A 15,902-nucleotide genomic window follows, 5' to 3' on the forward strand; every position below is an offset into this window, starting at 1 on the left:
AATGTGACGGGCATCACTCTCGCTGACAGGATTTCAGCGAAAGGCCGGCAGCGCGGGTGAGGGCCGTGTCCGATGCCCGCCGGTACGGCCCGGGCGGACGCAGCAGAATCGTGGGGAAGGGAGCACGACAGCCGTCGAGCGGAATCACACGGAGAGGGGCACGTCCGATGACCGTCCACATGACCATGGAGAGCCCGCTGGGCGCACTGCTGCTGGTGGGTGAGGAGTCGGCGACCGCCGGGGGCGGGGCGGCGCTGGCGTCGGTGTCGATGACAGGGCAGCGCAACGCCGCCGTCGTCCGGCCCGGCTGGCGGCGCGATCCGGAGGCGTTCGCCGAGATCGTCCGCCAGTTCCGGGCGTACTTCGACGACGCTGCCACGGCCGGTTTCGATCTGGAGCTCTCCTCCGGTGGCACCGCGTTCCAGCAGCGGGTCTGGCGGGCGGTCGACGCCATTCCCAGCGGCGCTACGGTCAGCTACGGCGAGCTGGCCCGGCGGATCGGGGCGCCGCGTACGGCGGTCCGGGCGGTGGGGACGGCGGTCGGCGCCAATCCGCTGCTGGTGGTGCGCCCGTGCCACCGGGTGGTGGGCGCGGACGGTGCGCTCACCGGCTACGCCGGCGGCCTGGACCGCAAGCGCTACCTGCTCCGCCACGAGGGCGCGCACGAGGGCGCGCACCACGGCTGAGGCGACCGGGCAGCTGGAGGCCGCACGCTCCGGCGGCGGTGCGCCGCGCACCGGAGCAGGATGGAGGGGTCGGCGCAGTCGGGAGAGGCGGAGGAGATCGGATGATTGCGCAGCCGCGCGGACACGGCCGGGCGCCGGCCCGGCCGGAACCGAGGCCGTCGGCACCCGGGGCGCCGCAGTGAGCGCGCTGCTGCCGCGGCCGCGGCTGGAGGTCGCCCCCGGCGCGGTGCATGTGCCCGAGTGGCTGTCCCCGGAGCAGCAGCGGGAGCTGGTCCGGGCGTGCCGGGGCTGGGCGGCCGGGCCGGTGCCGATGCGGCACACCCGGCTCCCCCGGGGCGGGGTCATGTCGGTGCAGACGGTGTGCGTCGGCTGGCACTGGCAGCCGTACGCGTACACCCGCACCGCCGGTGACGTGAACGGCCGCCGGGTGGCGGAGTTCCCGGAGTGGCTGCTCGCGCTGGGGCGGCGCGCGCTCGCCGACGCCTACCGGGACCGGGCGGCGGCCGAGGCATACACCCCGGACACCGCGCTGATCAACTTCTATGACGGCGACGCCAGAATGGGCATGCACCAGGACAAGGACGAGCACTCCGGCGCTCCCGTGGTCTCGTTGAGCATCGGCGACACCTGCACTTTCCGGTTCGGCAACACGGAGAACCGTGGTCGGCCCTACACCGATGTGCAGCTCGCCTCCGGGGACCTCTTCGTCTTCGGCGGGCCCTCCCGCCTGGCGTACCACGGCGTCCCCAAGGTCCTTGCCGGAAGCGGCGATCCGGCCACCGGCATGGCGGGCGGCCGACTGAACCTGACCCTGCGGGTCACCGGCCTGACCGGCTGAGGCCCACGGCTCCGCGCACGGGGGCGCGGTAGCGCCATTGCGGCGGAAGAATGCTGACGCACGATCAACAGCTGCTTCTGCTACGGGGGTCGGTATGGCAGGCGGGACACCACAGGCATCGGCCGCGTCCGCCGGACCGGCCTTCCGGCTCGACCCGCTCGGCTCCGAGCGTCGTACGCCGCGGCGGTCGGGGCGTCCGCCCCGATCCCCTCGTCCGTCAGCAACAGCGTCCAGGCGCTGTCGGCGCACCTGGACGCGGCGGCGCGGCCGGAGTAGGCCGCGCCGCCGGTCAGGCGCCGGCCGGTCTGCTGGGCGCGGGTACGGTCGCGGTGCCGCCGACGGCGGGCGCCGGGGTGTGCCCGGCGGCGGTGAGGGCGGCGCTGACGGCCGCGTGCACCTGCTCCGGGGTGGTGCCGGTGCCGCCGCTCTGGGAGAGCGCCGTGACTGCCGCCGACAGCGCGGTGACCTGGGCGGAGAGGGCCGAGATCTGGTTCAGCAGGGTGCGGTTGTGCAGGTCGAGGTACTCGAAGAAGTCGGCGACGGTGCGGGTCGCCTGGGAGCCGTCCGCGTTGGTGATGCCCATGTCGGGCAGGACGTGGCCCATCAGGGTCTCGACGAAGAGTTCGGCGTCTGCGGGGGTCACGGGTTCCTCCGGTGGCTGGGGGGTCGGGGTCGGGGCGGCCTTGGCGAGCGCCCACTGCTTGAGGGCCTGCTGATCGGCGAGGGCGCAGTAGTCCTGGTCCACCGGAGTGGCGCTGAACTGGTGGAACATCCACGGGTGCTGGATGCCGGGCTGGCCTGCGGGCAGTCCGGAGGTGGCGATCCAGAGGAAGTCGCCGCAGTCCGAGGTGGTGTCGACGTTCAGCCAGTAGTCCTTGTTGCAGTACAGGCCGACCTGATGCTGCGTCATGGCGCTCTGCACGTAAGAGATCCAGGCGTCCTTGAAGCTCGCCTGCTGGGCCTTGGGCACGCTGAGGTTGGCGGTGTCGTAGCCCTCCCAGTCCAGTGCCAGCACCTCCCCGGCCCGGGGCTGGGCCACGGAGAGGAAGTGTTCTGCCTCCGCCTGGGCCGAGTTGGCCATGTCCGGGTAGTGGTACAGGCCCACGACCAGTCCGGCCGATGCCGCGTGCGCACGCTGGGCCTGCCAGTTGGGGTTGGTGTATCCGAGGCCCTGGGTGACCTTCACGAAGGCGAAGGCCAGCCCTGACGTGTCGGGAGCCGCTGACTGGTAGGACGACCAGTCCTGACCGTAGATGCCCACCTGAGCCTCCGTCCTTGCCGGGTCGTGCTGGTGCGGGCGCCCGCCGTCGTGCCGGGTGGGCGCCCCTGGGAAAACGGTAGCCCCTTCGCCCGGCATGGCGTCCGAGGGCCGCGATGGAATCGGTTGCGCGTCGGTTCGCATGCAACCGGTCGGATGTTTGGCCGGGCGATCGGAGGACGGCGGCTGCCGCGCTTGGGTCGCGCCCGGGGCGGGCGGCCGACACGGCGGGCGGGGTCGGGTGCCCGGCGGTTCCCTCGGCCTAGGCTGGCGATGCAGGCGAACTGATGGGGTGTCACAGGGATGGAGTCAGGGATGAGTTCGTACAATGATGCGATCATCGCCGAGTTTCGGTCGCACGGTGGCAAGGTCGGCGGCACCTTCGAAGGGGCCCCGCTGCTCCTGCTGACCACCACCGGGGCCAAGTCCGGCCGACAGCACACCACTCCGCTGATGTACATGCCGGACGGCGACCGCTGGCTGGTGTTCGCCTCCTATGCGGGGGCGCCCGCCAACCCGGCCTGGTACCACAACGCCGTCGCCCACCCGGACGTCGTGATCGAGGTCGGCGCCGAGACCGTCGAGGTCACGGCGTCCGTCCTGGACGCCGCCGAACGCGACCGGGTCTTCGCCGAGCAGGTACGCCGGTACCCCGGGTTCGGCGAGTACCAGGACAAGACCAGCCGGGTCATCCCGGTGGTCGCCCTGGAACGCCGCAGCGCCTGAACTCCCCTGCGCGGCAAGGACGTCGGGACGCCGGGCTACTGGCCCGCGTCCACCTGCCGGGCCAGCTGGTCGGCGTCGTCCAGGTAGGTCAGGGCGTTGGCGGCGTCGGTGCGCCCGGCGATGCTGGGGCCGCCCCTGCTGTCCCGGGCGAACTGCTGGACCGCGTCCACGGCCTGGGCCTCGTCGGCGCGCCAGGCGATGAGCGCCGGGGGCTGGTCCTTGGCGGTGAAGTCCCCCTGGGCCTTGGTGAAGTCGGACTGGTCGGCCGTGTCCGCCAGCGCCCGAGCCGCCCAGGCGGCGAAGCCGGTTTTTCCCACCAGGCCCTCGCCGGTGGCGAGTTGCTGCCGGTAGTGGCTGTCGTCCGCCGCCAGCACGGCTGCGGCGCTGCTCCTGGCCGCCGCCGGGGCCGACCGGACGGAGGGGTGGACCAGCGCGACCGTCCCGGCGGAGGCGACCGCCGTGGCGGCGATGTGCACGCCGCCCGCCGCCGAACCGCCGCCCGCGCCCGCGCCGTGGGCGCGGCCGACCGCACCGCCCCCGGCGGCCCGCGAGGCACGGGCGGACGGCGCGGCGGCGGAGGAGGCCGCGCCTGCCGTGGCACCGGCCTTCGCCGAGGGGACGACGACCGCCGCGGTGGCCCCGCCCACGGCCAGCAGCAGGGCGACCCCGCCGCCGATCCACAGGACGCGCGACCTGGGCCTGTGCGCGCTGCCATGGGGCTGTTGCTGCTCCGACGGCGGCTCGGGCTCGGCTGTGTGCTGCGGCATGGCGGTGCTCCCCCTGCGACGGTGGCGATGGCGGTCCGGATGGGCACACCATGTCACCGCCGGTTGACAGGCCGTGCGGGGTTTGCCGGATGGTGACGCGGCGTTCGATCCGCCCGCACGCCTGCGCGATCCGCCGCGCCGGGGCGGTCAGGACCCGCGGTGGCCGAGGAGGATCAGCAGCATCACGAAGGCCGCGAAGAGGTGCAGCCCGATCACGTAGATGAAGACGCGGATGTTGACGCGGCGCTCGGTGAGGGTGCTGCCGTCCTCGGTGGGCTGGTGGAGTACTGCCATGGCTGGCTCCTCGGGTGGGGACGTGTCAGTGGGGGAAGAGATCGGCGGTCGGGGTCTGCAGCAGGGTGTGCAGGAACAGCAGGTCCACGCCCGGCCGGTCGACCGCGACCAGGCGGTGCGGGCGCATGGAGTCGAAGTGGGCGGCGTCGCCGGGGTCGAGCCGGTACTGCTCCCGGTCGAGGGTCAACTGCAGCTGCCCGTGCAGGACGTACAGCCACTCCTCGCCGGGGTGCACCCGGACGACGTCGTCCTGCACCCGTACCGGGATGTGCACCCGCAGCGCCTGCATGGCCCGCCCCGGGGCGCCGGCCGGCCGGTAGGTCCAGCCGCCCGCGAGCCCCTCCTCGCCGCCGCTGGGCCCGGACTGGCCCCGGACGACCGGCGAGGCCGCCCCGGGCGCCTCCGGCCCGAGCAGCAGCGACTCGACCGGGACGCCGTATGCTCGGGAGAGGCCCAGCAGCACCGGCAGGGACGGCTGGCGCTTCGCGGTCTCCAGGCGGGAGAGGTGCGCGGGCGACAGGCCGACCCGGGCGGCGGCAGCCTCCAGGGTGAGGTGGCTGCTCAGGCGGCGCTCGCGCAGGCGCGCGCCGAGCCCGGGCAGATCCTCGGCCGGAAGGTCGGGATGGTTCTCCATGGCCTCAGTCCACACCCCCTCCAACCTCTGGGGCAAGAAGTTTGCCTCAGAGGCAAATCGCAGGGTCGGTGATCGGGGCCCGGGGGATTGTCAGTGGCCGGGGATAGGGTTGCGGCACTCTGCATCACGAGGCGTCGGGGTGGCCCGGGGGAGGACGAGGTGAGCGGTATGTCCGGAGAGAGTGCGCTGGTGCTGGGCGGCGGCGGGCTGGCCGGGATCGCCTGGACGACCGGGGTGTTGGCCGGGTTGGCGGAGGCCGGGGCGGACGCCACCGGGGCGGACTTCCTGCTCGGCACCTCGGCCGGTGCCACGGTCGCCGCGCAGATCGGCAGCGGGCTGCCGATCGCCGAGCTGTACCGGCGGCAGGTGGAGCCGGAGCTGCAGTGCGCCGAGCTGACGCCGTCGTCCGAGGCGGTCGCCGCGGTGATGGAGCAGATGGTGCTGCTCGCCACCACCGTCGCCGATCCGCTGGAACGCCGCCGCCGGATGGGGGCGCTGGGTCTGGCCGCCGACACCGTGCCCGAGGCGGCGCGGCGCGCGGTGATCGCCGGGCGGCTGCCCGTGCACGACTGGCCCGGGCGCCGACTGGCCGTCACCGCCGTGCAGGCCGACAGCGGTGAGGCCCGGGTGTTCGACCGGGAAGCAGGAGTGGCCCTGGTGGACGCGGTCGCCGCCAGCTGCGCCGTGCCCGGGATCTGGCCGCCGGTCACCATCGGCGGCGCCCGCTACGTCGACGGCGGTGCCCGCAGCGGCAGCAATGCCGATCTGGCGGCGGGCTACGCCCGGGTGCTGGTGATCGCGCCCTGGAGCGATCCCGCGCTCGACGCGGAGGTGGCGGCGCTGGCCGCGAGCGGCCGGGTCGAGCTGATCGTGCCGGACGAGGGCGCGCTGGCGGCCTTCGGCGCCGATCCGCTGGCCCCCGGCACCCGCACCCCGGCCGGTCGTGAGGGCCGCAGGCAGGGGCTGGCCGCCGCCGGGCGGATAGCCCCGCTGTTCCCGGCGGAGGCGGGCTGACGCGTGCCGGTCTCCTGGTTCACCGTGCCCACACCCCTGCCCACCGGCCCGGTCCGGGTCGGGATCACCGCTGACGGCGTGGTGTCCGCAGGCTTCGGGGCGGAGCACGCCGTCGGGGCGGAGGGCACCACCCCGGACGCGGTACGGCCGGGCGACGAGCCCAAGGCGGAGCTGGTGGCGCAGCGGTTCGCCGAGTTCTTCGCGGGCACCCGCCGCGATCTCGGCCTGCCGCTGGACTGGAGCCGCACCGTCGCCGGCCCGCAGCGCACCGTGCTGCAGACCCTGCAGCGCACGGTCGGCTACGGGCAGACCCTGGCCTACGGGCAGCTGGCGGTGCGCAGCGGGGTCTTCGACGCCGAGATCGCGGCCGGGCAGCTGGGGCAGGCGGCGCGGGCTGTGGGTTCGATCATGGGCTCGAACCCGCTGTTCCTGCTGGTGCCCTGCCACCGGGTGGTGGCCGCCGACGGCCTCGGCGGCTACGGCGGCGGGGCGCGGGGGATGGACGTCAAGCGCTGGCTGCTCACCCTGGAGGGCGTGCTGCCGCCGACCTTCGACTGGAACGGTCCGGGCTGAGCGGGGTGACGAGGTGGGGCTGACCGGGCCCGGTCAGCCAGTCAGGGCTTCTTGGCTGCCTCGACGATCTTCGCGGTGGTGTGGAAGAACCGACCGGTGGCCTGGACCCCGTACGCCTTCTCGATGGCCGCGACCGGGTTGCTGCCCACCCGGCCGTTCAGCCGCCAGGCCACCACGAACGCTTCGCCGTCGGTGGCGTCCAGCAACTCCCAGTCGTCCTTGGGCGAGCGCAGCGGCGGCTTCAGGCCGGTCAGCGGTCCGGAGAGGAAGACGATGTTCAGCCGGACGTCCGGATCGATCTCCACCTGGTCGAAGGGCGCGGCTGCGAGCGCGGCCTCGACTTCGGGGATGCTGCGCAGGATCGTCGGCACCTCGAAGCCGAACTCCTCGCGCAGCCGGGCCTGGATCGCCCCGGTCAGCTCCGCGCGCTGCTGGGGCGTGTCCAGCGCGGCGTCGAAGAAGACATTGCCGCTGGCGATGTAGGTGCGTACGCGGCCCAGGCCCATGGCGCCCAGGAGTTCCCGCAGCCGGGCCATCTCGACCTTGCGTCCGCCGACGTTGACGGCGCGCAGGAACGCGATCCAGGTCTGCCCGCCCTCCGGCGGCGACGCGGGAGTCGTCGTCGGCGGTGTCGGCGGTGTCTGCGATGTGCGTGCCATCGGCGGGGCTCCTCAGCGCGTGCGGATCATCAGCTCTTGTGCACCTTCAGCTCTTGCGCACCATCAGCGTCACCTCGACCTGGGAGAGCCGGTACTCGGTGGCGGCCCGGTACTGGGCGCGCAGCAGCTTCTTCTGCTTCCGCTCCGCCGACGGCTCGCCGTTGGCGGGTACCAGCTCGACGACCCAGACCCGCTCCGGCGCCTTGGCCAGGCAGGCGGCCGGGGCGCCGCAGAAGGTGGGGAAGTAGCTGTCGTTCTGCACGGCCGTCCGGGTGACGAAGACCTCGTCCAGCGGCATCCGGGCGCCGAGGTAGTACTGGACGCCCAGGTCGAGCATGATCGGCTTGTAGCCCAGGTAGACCACGCCGTCACCGGGGTGCGCCTGCTTGACCAGCAGGTCGGCCGCGCCCTGGTAGGAGTAGTAGCCCGGGTTCTTGCCGCGCGGGTAATGGGTCCACTCGTGCGCGCCGTACGTCCGCACGCCCTGCTGGTTGGGCAGGACCGCCAGCAGCCCCAGCGCGGCGGCGGCCACCGCGGCCACCGGGACGAGCAGTCCGGGGCGCGGCAGCCGGACCCGCTCGCCCAGCAGCCGGGCCGCGCCCGCCACCCCGGCCCCGGCCAGCACCGACCAGGCGATGTCGGTGAACAGCAGGTACCGGCCGAGGAAGTACGAGGTGCCGAACTGCGACACCACCGCCACCGCGATCACCGGCAGCACCCCGGCGGCCAGCAGGAACACCGTGGCTTCCCGCTGCTCCTTGCGCAGCAGCGGGACCACCAGCGCCGCCAGCACCAGGACGCCCGCGATCAGCGCCGCCACCCGGGAGGCGTACAGGTCGATCCACAGGTCGAGCGTTATGTGCACGGGGTTGGCCAGGTCGGGCGGGCCGAGCCAGGACAGCTGGCTGTTCACCTGGGAGTGGGCCAGCAGCATCAGCGGCGCGGCGACGGCCAGGCCGAGCAGCGCGGCGCCGGAGAACCAGAGCAGCGGCGCGCGCTCGCGGTGCCTGCGCCAGCGCAGCAGCGCCGCGACACCGTGCCCGAGCAGGCAGCTGATGGCGATCACGTGCGCGGCGCAGACCAGGACCAGCGAGGCCGCGTAGCAGATCCAGCGGGCCCGGCCCGGTCGGTCCAGTGCGCGCAGCAGCAGCAGGGTGGCCAGCGCCACCGCGAACAGCGCCAGCGCGTAGGCCCGGGCCTCCTGGCCGTACCGGGAGACGGCCGGGATCAGCGCGAAGACCAGGCCGCCGGCCACCCCGGCGGCCCTGCCGTACAGCCGGACGCCGATCTGGGTGATCAGCGCCGCCGCCCCGGCCATGGCCAGCGCGGAGGGGGTCCGCAGGGCGGTCGGCGAGCTGCCGAAGACCGAGATCCACAGGTGCAGCAGCAGGTAGTAGAAGCCGGTGGAGGCGTCGACCTTGCCGAGCAGGTCAAACAGCTGGCCGAAGCTGCGGGAGGCGGCGCTTGCGCTGGCGAACTCGTCCCGCCACAGCTGCGGGCGTCCGGCCTGGTAGAGGCCGAGGGCCAGGGTGAGCAGGCCGGGCCAGAGGCAGAGCCAGCCGGCGCGGCGCCCGGCCGGGGCCGTGGCCGCGGGCCTCCCCGACACGGGTGCGGACGGCTGGAGCTGGGCCGAGGGGGTCACGTCTACCTACTGATCCGTCACAGTTCCGGGTGCTGAGAGCGCAACCGGATGGTACAGGCAGACGGCAGGAGCAGGGTGTGAGCGGGGTGAGGCCGCGCACGGGCCGGAGCCCGGCGCGGCCGCCCGGATCAGGCCGGGACTACCAGGCGTAGTCCTCGGGGGCGGTCTTGTGGCCCGGGAAGATCTCGTCCAGACGGGTGAGGGCGTCCGTGTCGAGCTTGACATCCAGCGCCTTCAGCGCGGTGTCCAGCTGTCCCGAGGTGCGCGGGCCGACGATCGGCGCGGTCACCGCGGGCTGGTGCAGCAGCCAGGCCAGGGCGACCGTGCCGGGCTCCTCGCCGAGCTTGTCGCAGAAGTCCTCGTACGCCTGGAGTTGCTCGCGCTGGGCGGCGGTGAGGTCCTTGACCCGGCCCGCGCTGCGGCCGCCCTGCTCGCCGGCCTTGCGCAGCGCCCCGCCGAGCAGGCCGCCCTGGAGCGGCGACCAGGGGATGACGCCCAGGCCGTGGTGGCTCGCCGAGGGCAGCACCTCCAGCTCGACCGTGCGGGCCAGCAGGTTGTACAGCGACTGCTCGGCGACCAGGCCGAGGAAGTGCCGGCGCTCGGCGGCGGCCTGCGCGGCGGCGATGTGCCAGCCCGCGAAGTTGCTGCTGCCCACGTAGAGGATCTTGCCCTGGGCGACCAGCACCTCCATGGCCTGCCAGATCTCGTCCCAGGGGGTCGCCCGGTCCACGTGGTGCATCTGGTAGACGTCGATGTAGTCGGTCTGCAGCCGCTTGAGGCTGGCGTCGCAGGCGCGGCGGATGTTCAGCGCCGACAGCTTGCCGCTGTTGGGCCAGGACTCGCCGCCGTAGCCGGGCATGGCCCCGTTCAGCTTGGTGGCGAGCACGGTGCGCTCGCGGCGGGTGCCGCCCTGGGCGAACCAGGTGCCGATGATCTCCTCGGTGCGGCCCTTGTTCTCGCCCCATCCGTAGACGTTGGCGGTGTCGAAGAAGTTGATGCCCTCCTGCAGTGCGGTGTCCATGATCGTGTGGGCGTCGGCCTCGTGCGTGAGCGGGCCGAAGTTCATCGTGCCCAGGCACAGGCGGGATACGGACAGGCCGGTACGGCCGAGAGAGGTGTACTCCATGACCCCAGCCTTCTCCTCGGAGGTGCCGTTGTCGAGGGCGACCCATATCGTCGGCCCGACATGAAGCATGCGGTAGGCTGGCGGGCAGCGAAGGGGAGTAGCCCCCACCGGACCGTCGACATGCTGGCGTCCCTCGTTCACGCGAGGTCCGCCCGGCGCCCGGGGCACCGCAGTGGCGGTGCTGGTGAGACCTTCGGCCGCAGTTGCTCCAGCTTGCCCGCAAGCCGCCCGAGCACTGACGTGCCGAGGCGTCCCCGCAGCCGGGTTCCCGAGGCGCGGCGGTGCCACCGACCTTTGAGGAAACCCAGACGTGAGCATCACCGTCGCCGCGATCACCTTCGGGATCATCTTCCTGGCCGAACTGCCCGACAAGACCGCGCTGGCCAGCCTGGTCCTGGGCACCCGCTACCGGGCCGGCTACGTCTTCGCCGGGATCGCCGCCGCCTTCGCCGTCCACGTTGCCCTGGCCATCGCGGCGGGCAGCCTGCTGTCGCTGCTCCCGCACCGCTGGGTGGAGGCGGTCGTCGGGCTGCTGTTCCTCGGCGGCGCGCTGATGCTGCTGCTGCAGAAGGACGAGGACGAGGACGGCGAGAAGGTCCGGGAGCCCGCCTCCACGGGCTTCTGGCGGGTCGCCGCCACCGGCTTCGTGACGGTGCTGATCGCCGAGTTCGGCGACCTGACCCAGATCACCACGGCCAACCTGGCCGCCAAGTACACCGATCCGCTGGCGGTCGGGCTGGGCTCCTGGCTGGCGCTGTGCGCGGTCGCCGGGGTCGCCATCGTCGGCGGCAAGAAGCTGATGAAGCATGTGCCGCTGCGGCTGATCACCCGGATCGCGGCGGTGGTGATGCTGGTGATGGCCGGGGTGAGCATCGTCGGCGCGATCACCGGCTGAGCCGCAGGGCCTGCGGGGGACGGCGGGGGAGTCAGGCGGCGGCGGTCACTGGTCGTCGTCACCGCCGTCGTCGCCCTGCTGGTTCATCAGCTGATCCATCCTGGCCTGCGAGTTGGGGCCGAACACGCCGGTGGGGTCGCCCTCGACGCCGTACCACATCTGGAACGTCGCCACGTCGTTCTCGGTGCGGCGGCCGTAGGTGCCGTTGGCGTCGAGGTCGGGGTCGATGTAGAGGTCGCTCAGCTCCTGCTGGAGCGTCACCACGGCCGGGCCGCTGTCGCCGAGGGAGAGCGACCCGTCGCCGCCGGCCGCGGCGGTGCTGTCGGGGGAGGCCGTCGCCGTCGGGGCGCCGCTGGCCGAGGCGGGCGGGGCGGAGCCGGTCGGCGCGGCGGTCGTGGGCGCGGCCGTCGGCGGGGCGCTGGTCCGGGCGGACGCGGGCGGGCTGGACGGCGGGGCCGTCCGCGTGGGCCGGACGACCGGGGCGGGGTGGGTGCGGGTGGCACTGACGGCGGAGCTGGGCTCGGCGCTGACGCTGCTCTGCGTGGGCAGCGGCGCGGTCACGCCGGGCTGCGGCAGCGAGACGTCCACCGGCCCGCCGCCCAGCAGCTGCGGCACCAGCGCGGCGGCGACCCCGATCCCGGCGATCACCGCGATGCCCGCGCCGATCAGCACCGCCCCGCGCGACGGCCTGCGGCGCCGGCCGCTGCCTGCGCCGCCGCGCCCGCCGGTGACGACCAGGCTGCCGAGCTGCTCGGCGGGGCGCTGCGCCGGAAGGTGCGCGCCGAGGTGCGCGGGCAGGACCCGGGTCTGCGCCGCGGCCGGTCCGTACCCGCCCGGCGGGGAGGCCGTCGGGCCGGAGAAGCCGGGAGAGCTGGGGGAACCGGGGGAGCCCGGGGAGCCGGAGGGGCTGTGGGCGCTGTGGGGCGCGACGGTCCGCAGGACGGTGGTGCTGTCCAGCACCTCGGCGTCCAGCACCTCGACCTCGAGGGGGTCCTGCTCCGCGCCCTGGGCGTCGCCGGGTCGGAAGTAGGGGCGCACCAGTTCGGGGCCGCCGACGACCGGGATGACCGCTGTCTCCTCGTCGTTGCCGCCGGGCCCGTCGGCCCAGCCGCAGGCGCACCCCGCCGGGGTGCGCGGCTCGCCGCAGCGGCCGCAGTGCTGACCCGTCATCTCTCTGCCCCCACCGTTGGTCGAACGGTGGACGATTATGCAGGAAGATCGTCCGCTTGTGCAGGGGTGTCCGCGCCCGGGCAGGACCCGGGTGGGGCTCGGCTGGGGCCCGGTGCGGCGGGGTCAGAGCGACATGACGCGTCCGGGGGCGTCCATGGAGTTGTCCGCCAGCTCCCGCAGCATCTGCACCAGGACGGCGTGCTGCTCCGGCGACCAGCCCTCCAGCTTCTGGTTGAGCAGCGCGATCCGGGCCTCGGTCAGCTTGGTGATGACCTCCTGCCCGGCCGGGGTGAGCGTGATCAGCCCGGAGGCGTCCTCCTGGATGCGTCCGGACGCGATCATCGCGTCCAGCTTGGGCCGGACCTCCTCGGGGTGGTCTTGATGCGGCGGCAGATGTCCGCCTCGGTGATCGGCCCGGCCTGGTGCAGCCGGAACAGTCCGTACGCCTGCGGGACGCTGATGTCCACGTCCGCCTTGTCGATCGCCCTGCCGTAGCGCTCCCAGATGTTCTCCCGGCTGGAGAGCCGGGTGACCATGCGCTCGATCTCGTCCGCCGAGCTGCGGAAGGTGGGTAGCCCGGCCGCCTCGCCCGGCTCGGCTGAGCGGTTGGAGGTGCGCAGCGGTACCTCGCGCAGGAACAGCGACAGGACGAAGGCGATCACCGCGATGCCGGCGGCGACCAGGTACACCGTCTGCAGCGAGACCGCGTACAGGTGCAGGAAGGGCTGGATCAGCGGCTTGTCGGCGGTCGGGGCCTTCTGCACGATCGTCGGGTCGGCGAGCACCTGCTTCACCGGGAACCGGGGCGACAGCGTGCCGTTGGCCTGCGCGGTGCTGATCTTCGAGCTGAGCCGGTTGTTGAGCACGGTGCCGAAGATGGACGCGCCGAAGGCGCCGCCGATGGAGCGGAAGTAGGTGACGCCGGCGGTGGCCGTGCCCAGGTCGGCGAAGTCCGAGGAGTTCTGCACCGCGATGATCAGCACCTGCATGACCAGGCCCAGGCCCAGGCCGAACACCAGCATGTACAGGCCCATCACGGTGGAGCTGGTCTTCTCGTCCACCTGGGCCAGCAGCACCAGGGAGGCGGCCATCAGCGCGGTGCCGACGATCGGGTAGATCTTGTACTTGCCGGTGCGGCTGATGAGTTGGCCGGTGCCGATGGAGGTGACCAGCACGCCCGCCATCAGCGGCAGCAGCCGCAGCCCGGAGGTGGTGGGCGAGTTGCCGTTGACGACCTGCATGTACAGCGGGATGTAGGAGAGCGCGCCGAACATGCACAGGCCGACCACGAAGCCCATGCCGGAGCAGATGCTGAAGACCGGATTGCGGAACAGCCGCAGCGGCAGCACCGGCTCCTCGACCCGGCCCTCGACCGCGATGAAGGCGCCGATGAGCAGCACGGCGCCGATGCCGCAGCCCCAGACTTCGATCGAGTTCCACTGCCAGGTGGTGCCGCCGAGGCTGGCGATCAGCACCAGGCAGGTGGACGCGGCGGCCAGCAGGAAGGTGCCCAGGTAGTCGATCCGCGGGCGGGTCTCTGGGTTCTTGGCCTTGAGCGCGACCAGGATCACCGCCAGCGCGACCGCGCCGATGGGCAGGTTGACGTAGAACACCCAGTGCCAGCTGAGGTTGTCCACCAGGAAGCCGCCGAGCAGCGGGCCGACGACCGAGGAGACGCCGAAGACCGCGCCGATGACGCCCTGGTAGCGGCCCCGGTCGCGGGGCGGCACGACGTCGGCGATCACGGCCATGGCCAGCACCATCAGCCCGCCGCCGCCCAGGCCCTGCAGGGCCCGAAAGGAGATCAGCTGGATCATGTTCTGGGAGATGCCGCAGAGCGCGGAGCCGACCAGGAAGACGATGATGCAGACCACGAAGACGTACTTGCGGCCGAAGAGGTCGCCGAGCTTGCCCCACAGCGGGGTGGTGGCGGTGGCGGCCAGCAGGTAGGCGGTGACCACCCAGGACAGGTGGGCGGCTCCGCCGAGGTCGCCGACGATGGTCGGCAGGGCGGTGGAGACGATCGTCTGGTCCAGGGCGGCGAGGAACATCCCGAGCATCACGCCGAGGAAGACCAGCCTGACCTTGCCGTCCTCCTCCTCGATGGGTGCCCTGTCTGCCGTTGCTACCTGCTGCTGGGCCATCGACCCCTCCGGGTGCCTGGTGGACTGGTCCCCAGGGTTTCAGCGGAGGGTGCGGCGTGCCTTCCGGCGGGTCCGAACGGGCGAGCGGGCGGCCGGGCTGCCGGGCTGTGCGGGCGTCAGGCGTGCTTCAGGCGCCCTTCAGGCGTACTGGACCCGCAGCTCCTTGATGCCGTTCAGCCAGGCGGAGCGCAGTCGGCGCGGCTCGCCGAGCAGCCGGATGCCGGGGACGGCGTCGGCGATGGCGTTGAAGACCAGGTCGAGCTCCAGCCGGGCCAGGTTGGCGCCCAGGCAGAAGTGCGGTCCGCCGCCGCCGAAGCCCAGGTGCGGATTGGGGTCGCGGAGGATGTCGAACTCCTCGGGCCGGTCGAACACCTCGGGGTCGTTGTTGGCGGAGCTGTAGAAGATGCCGACCCGCTGGCCCTTGGAGATCGCCGCGCCGCCCAGTTCGACGTCCCGGGTGGCCGTGCGCTGGAAGGACATCACCGGGGTGGCCCAGCGGACGATCTCGTCGGCCGCGGTCTGCGGGCGGCGCTCCTTGTAGGTCTCCCACTGCTCGGGGTGGGTGAGCAGGGCGTGGATGCCGTGGCTGGTGGCGTTGCGGGTGGTCTCGTTCCCGGCGACGGCCAGCAGCAGGACGAAGAAGCCGAACTCGTCGGAGCTGAGGTTGCCCTGGCCCTCGGCGTTGACCAGCTGGGTGACGATGTCGTGGGCCGGACAGCTCTTGCGCTGCTCGGCGATGCCCATGGAGTACATCATCAGTTCGATCGCGGCCTCGGTTCCGGCCTGTGGTGTGATCGACAGCTCGGGGTCGTCGTAGGAGATCATCATGTTGGTCCAGGCGAAGATCCGGGCGCGGTCCTGCTGCGGTACGCCGATGAGTTCGGCGATGGCCTGCAACGGCAGTTCGCAGGCGATGTCGCGGACGAAGTCGCCGCTGCCCTCGGCGCGCGCGGCGGCGACGATCTGCCGGGCGCGGTCGCGCAGCGCGCCCTGCAGGGCGTTGACGGCGCGCGGGGTGAAGCCGCGCTGGACGATCTGCCGCAGCCGGGTGTGCTCGGGCGGGTCCATGTTGAGCATGATCAGCCGCTGGCCGTCGATGCCGGAGCGGTCCATGTCGGGGTGGAAGCGGATGATCGCGGTGTTGAGCGTGGAGGAGAAGGTCTCCGGGTGGACGGACACCTCCTTGACGTCGGCGTGCCGGGTCACCGCCCAGTAGCCGCCGTCGTCGAAACCGGTCGTCCCCGGCTGCTGCGGTATCCAGCGCACGGGTTCGGTCCGGCGCAGCAGGGCGAACTCGGGCAGCGGCACCCGGGCCTGGTTGATGTCCGGATCGGTGAAGTCGAAGCCTTCGGGCAGCGCGGGGCAGGTCATCGGTGGCCTCCGGTCAACTGACGCTATGTCAGATGTCCTGCTCGACAGTAATAACGCGTTCTAGTCGGTGCAAGAGCCTTGCGCGGGCCCGCGTGCGGAGAATAG

The 15,902-nt window shown here is 72.8% G+C and carries 17 protein-coding genes; 6 read left to right on the top strand and 11 right to left on the bottom strand.

Annotated features, from left to right (window positions below; genetic code table 11):
* The first annotated feature begins 167 nt into the window (after positions 1–167).
* Both GXW83_RS07855 and GXW83_RS07860 read left to right on the top strand, forming a co-directional pair.
* The gene (locus GXW83_RS07855; RefSeq protein ID WP_182442230.1) at positions 168–686 is read left to right on the top strand and encodes a methylated-DNA--[protein]-cysteine S-methyltransferase; all 519 of its coding nucleotides are present in this window, start codon (positions 168–170) and stop codon (positions 684–686) included.
* A gap of 178 nt (positions 687–864) precedes the next feature.
* The gene (locus tag GXW83_RS07860; protein WP_182442232.1) at positions 865–1,524 is read left to right on the top strand and encodes an alpha-ketoglutarate-dependent dioxygenase AlkB; all 660 of its coding nucleotides are present in this window, start codon (positions 865–867) and stop codon (positions 1,522–1,524) included.
* 289 nt (positions 1,525–1,813) lie between these two features.
* Here the strand turns inward: GXW83_RS07860 and GXW83_RS07865 are convergent, their stop codons facing one another.
* Entirely contained in the window at positions 1,814–2,785 is a 972-nt protein-coding gene (locus GXW83_RS07865; protein WP_182442234.1) for a glycoside hydrolase family 25 protein, read from the bottom strand.
* A 312-nt stretch (positions 2,786–3,097) separates the two neighbouring features.
* On the opposite strand from GXW83_RS07865, the gene GXW83_RS07870 reads away from it, so the two are divergent.
* The gene (locus GXW83_RS07870; protein WP_182442236.1) at positions 3,098–3,508 is read left to right on the top strand and encodes a nitroreductase family deazaflavin-dependent oxidoreductase; all 411 of its coding nucleotides are present in this window, start codon (positions 3,098–3,100) and stop codon (positions 3,506–3,508) included.
* A gap of 35 nt (positions 3,509–3,543) precedes the next feature.
* On the opposite strand, the gene GXW83_RS07875 is transcribed toward GXW83_RS07870, so the two are convergent.
* From GXW83_RS07875 to GXW83_RS07885, 3 genes are all read right to left on the bottom strand, one after another.
* Complete coding sequence (locus tag GXW83_RS07875) at positions 3,544–4,275, bottom strand: hypothetical protein (RefSeq protein WP_182442238.1); 732 nt, start codon at positions 4,273–4,275, stop codon at positions 3,544–3,546.
* Between the two features lie 147 nt (positions 4,276–4,422).
* Complete coding sequence (locus GXW83_RS07880; RefSeq protein WP_182442240.1) at positions 4,423–4,569, bottom strand: DUF6126 family protein; 147 nt, start codon at positions 4,567–4,569, stop codon at positions 4,423–4,425.
* Positions 4,570–4,594: 25 nt separating this feature from the next.
* A complete protein-coding gene (locus GXW83_RS07885; RefSeq protein ID WP_182442241.1) occupies positions 4,595–5,203 on the bottom strand; it encodes a helix-turn-helix domain-containing protein in 609 nt (202 codons plus the stop codon).
* Between the two features lie 168 nt (positions 5,204–5,371).
* Here GXW83_RS07885 and GXW83_RS07890 point away from each other — a divergent pair, with 168 nt between their 5' ends.
* Both GXW83_RS07890 and GXW83_RS07895 read left to right on the top strand, forming a co-directional pair.
* Entirely contained in the window at positions 5,372–6,217 is an 846-nt protein-coding gene (locus GXW83_RS07890) for a patatin-like phospholipase family protein (RefSeq protein ID WP_182442243.1), read from the top strand.
* Positions 6,218–6,241: 24 nt separating this feature from the next.
* Entirely contained in the window at positions 6,242–6,790 is a 549-nt protein-coding gene (locus GXW83_RS07895) for a methylated-DNA--[protein]-cysteine S-methyltransferase (RefSeq protein ID WP_225446831.1), read from the top strand.
* Between the two features lie 41 nt (positions 6,791–6,831).
* Here GXW83_RS07895 and GXW83_RS07900 read toward each other — a convergent pair whose 3' ends face one another.
* The 3 genes from GXW83_RS07900 to GXW83_RS07910 form a co-directional block, all read right to left on the bottom strand.
* Positions 6,832–7,449 (bottom strand): DUF1697 domain-containing protein, encoded by a 618-nt coding sequence (locus GXW83_RS07900; protein ID WP_182442248.1) that lies wholly within the window; start codon positions 7,447–7,449, stop codon positions 6,832–6,834.
* A gap of 46 nt (positions 7,450–7,495) precedes the next feature.
* Positions 7,496–9,091 carry a glycosyltransferase family 39 protein gene (locus GXW83_RS07905; protein ID WP_182442250.1) on the bottom strand — a complete coding sequence of 532 codons (1,596 nt, stop codon included), beginning with the start codon at positions 9,089–9,091 and terminating at the stop codon, positions 7,496–7,498.
* A 139-nt stretch (positions 9,092–9,230) separates the two neighbouring features.
* Positions 9,231–10,217 carry an aldo/keto reductase gene (locus GXW83_RS07910; RefSeq protein ID WP_182442252.1) on the bottom strand — a complete coding sequence of 329 codons (987 nt, stop codon included), beginning with the start codon at positions 10,215–10,217 and terminating at the stop codon, positions 9,231–9,233.
* Positions 10,218–10,527: 310 nt separating this feature from the next.
* On the opposite strand from GXW83_RS07910, the gene GXW83_RS07915 reads away from it, so the two are divergent.
* Positions 10,528–11,112, top strand: coding sequence for a TMEM165/GDT1 family protein (locus tag GXW83_RS07915; protein WP_182442254.1), 585 nt, complete (start codon positions 10,528–10,530; stop codon positions 11,110–11,112).
* Positions 11,113–11,157: 45 nt separating this feature from the next.
* On the opposite strand, the gene GXW83_RS07920 is transcribed toward GXW83_RS07915, so the two are convergent.
* The 4 genes from GXW83_RS07920 to GXW83_RS07930 all read right to left on the bottom strand — a co-directional run bounded on the left by GXW83_RS07920 (position 11,158) and on the right by GXW83_RS07930 (position 15,797).
* On the bottom strand, positions 11,158–12,282 hold the full coding sequence (locus GXW83_RS07920) for a peptidoglycan-binding protein (RefSeq protein ID WP_182442256.1): 1,125 nt from the start codon (positions 12,280–12,282) through the stop codon (positions 11,158–11,160).
* A gap of 123 nt (positions 12,283–12,405) precedes the next feature.
* Positions 12,406–12,624 carry a hypothetical protein gene (locus tag GXW83_RS33870; RefSeq protein WP_225446832.1) on the bottom strand — a complete coding sequence of 73 codons (219 nt, stop codon included), beginning with the start codon at positions 12,622–12,624 and terminating at the stop codon, positions 12,406–12,408.
* Positions 12,621–14,426 (bottom strand): MDR family MFS transporter, encoded by a 1,806-nt coding sequence (locus GXW83_RS07925; RefSeq protein ID WP_225446833.1) that lies wholly within the window; start codon positions 14,424–14,426, stop codon positions 12,621–12,623. Before GXW83_RS07925 ends, GXW83_RS33870 begins: the two co-directional genes overlap by 4 nt.
* Before the next feature lie 138 nt (positions 14,427–14,564).
* Positions 14,565–15,797 (bottom strand): cytochrome P450, encoded by a 1,233-nt coding sequence (locus tag GXW83_RS07930; protein ID WP_182442257.1) that lies wholly within the window; start codon positions 15,795–15,797, stop codon positions 14,565–14,567.
* Positions 15,798–15,902: the final 105 nt, after the last annotated feature.

The organism is Streptacidiphilus sp. PB12-B1b (assembly GCF_014084125.1).
Taxonomy (GTDB): Bacteria; Actinomycetota; Actinomycetes; order Streptomycetales; family Streptomycetaceae; genus Streptacidiphilus.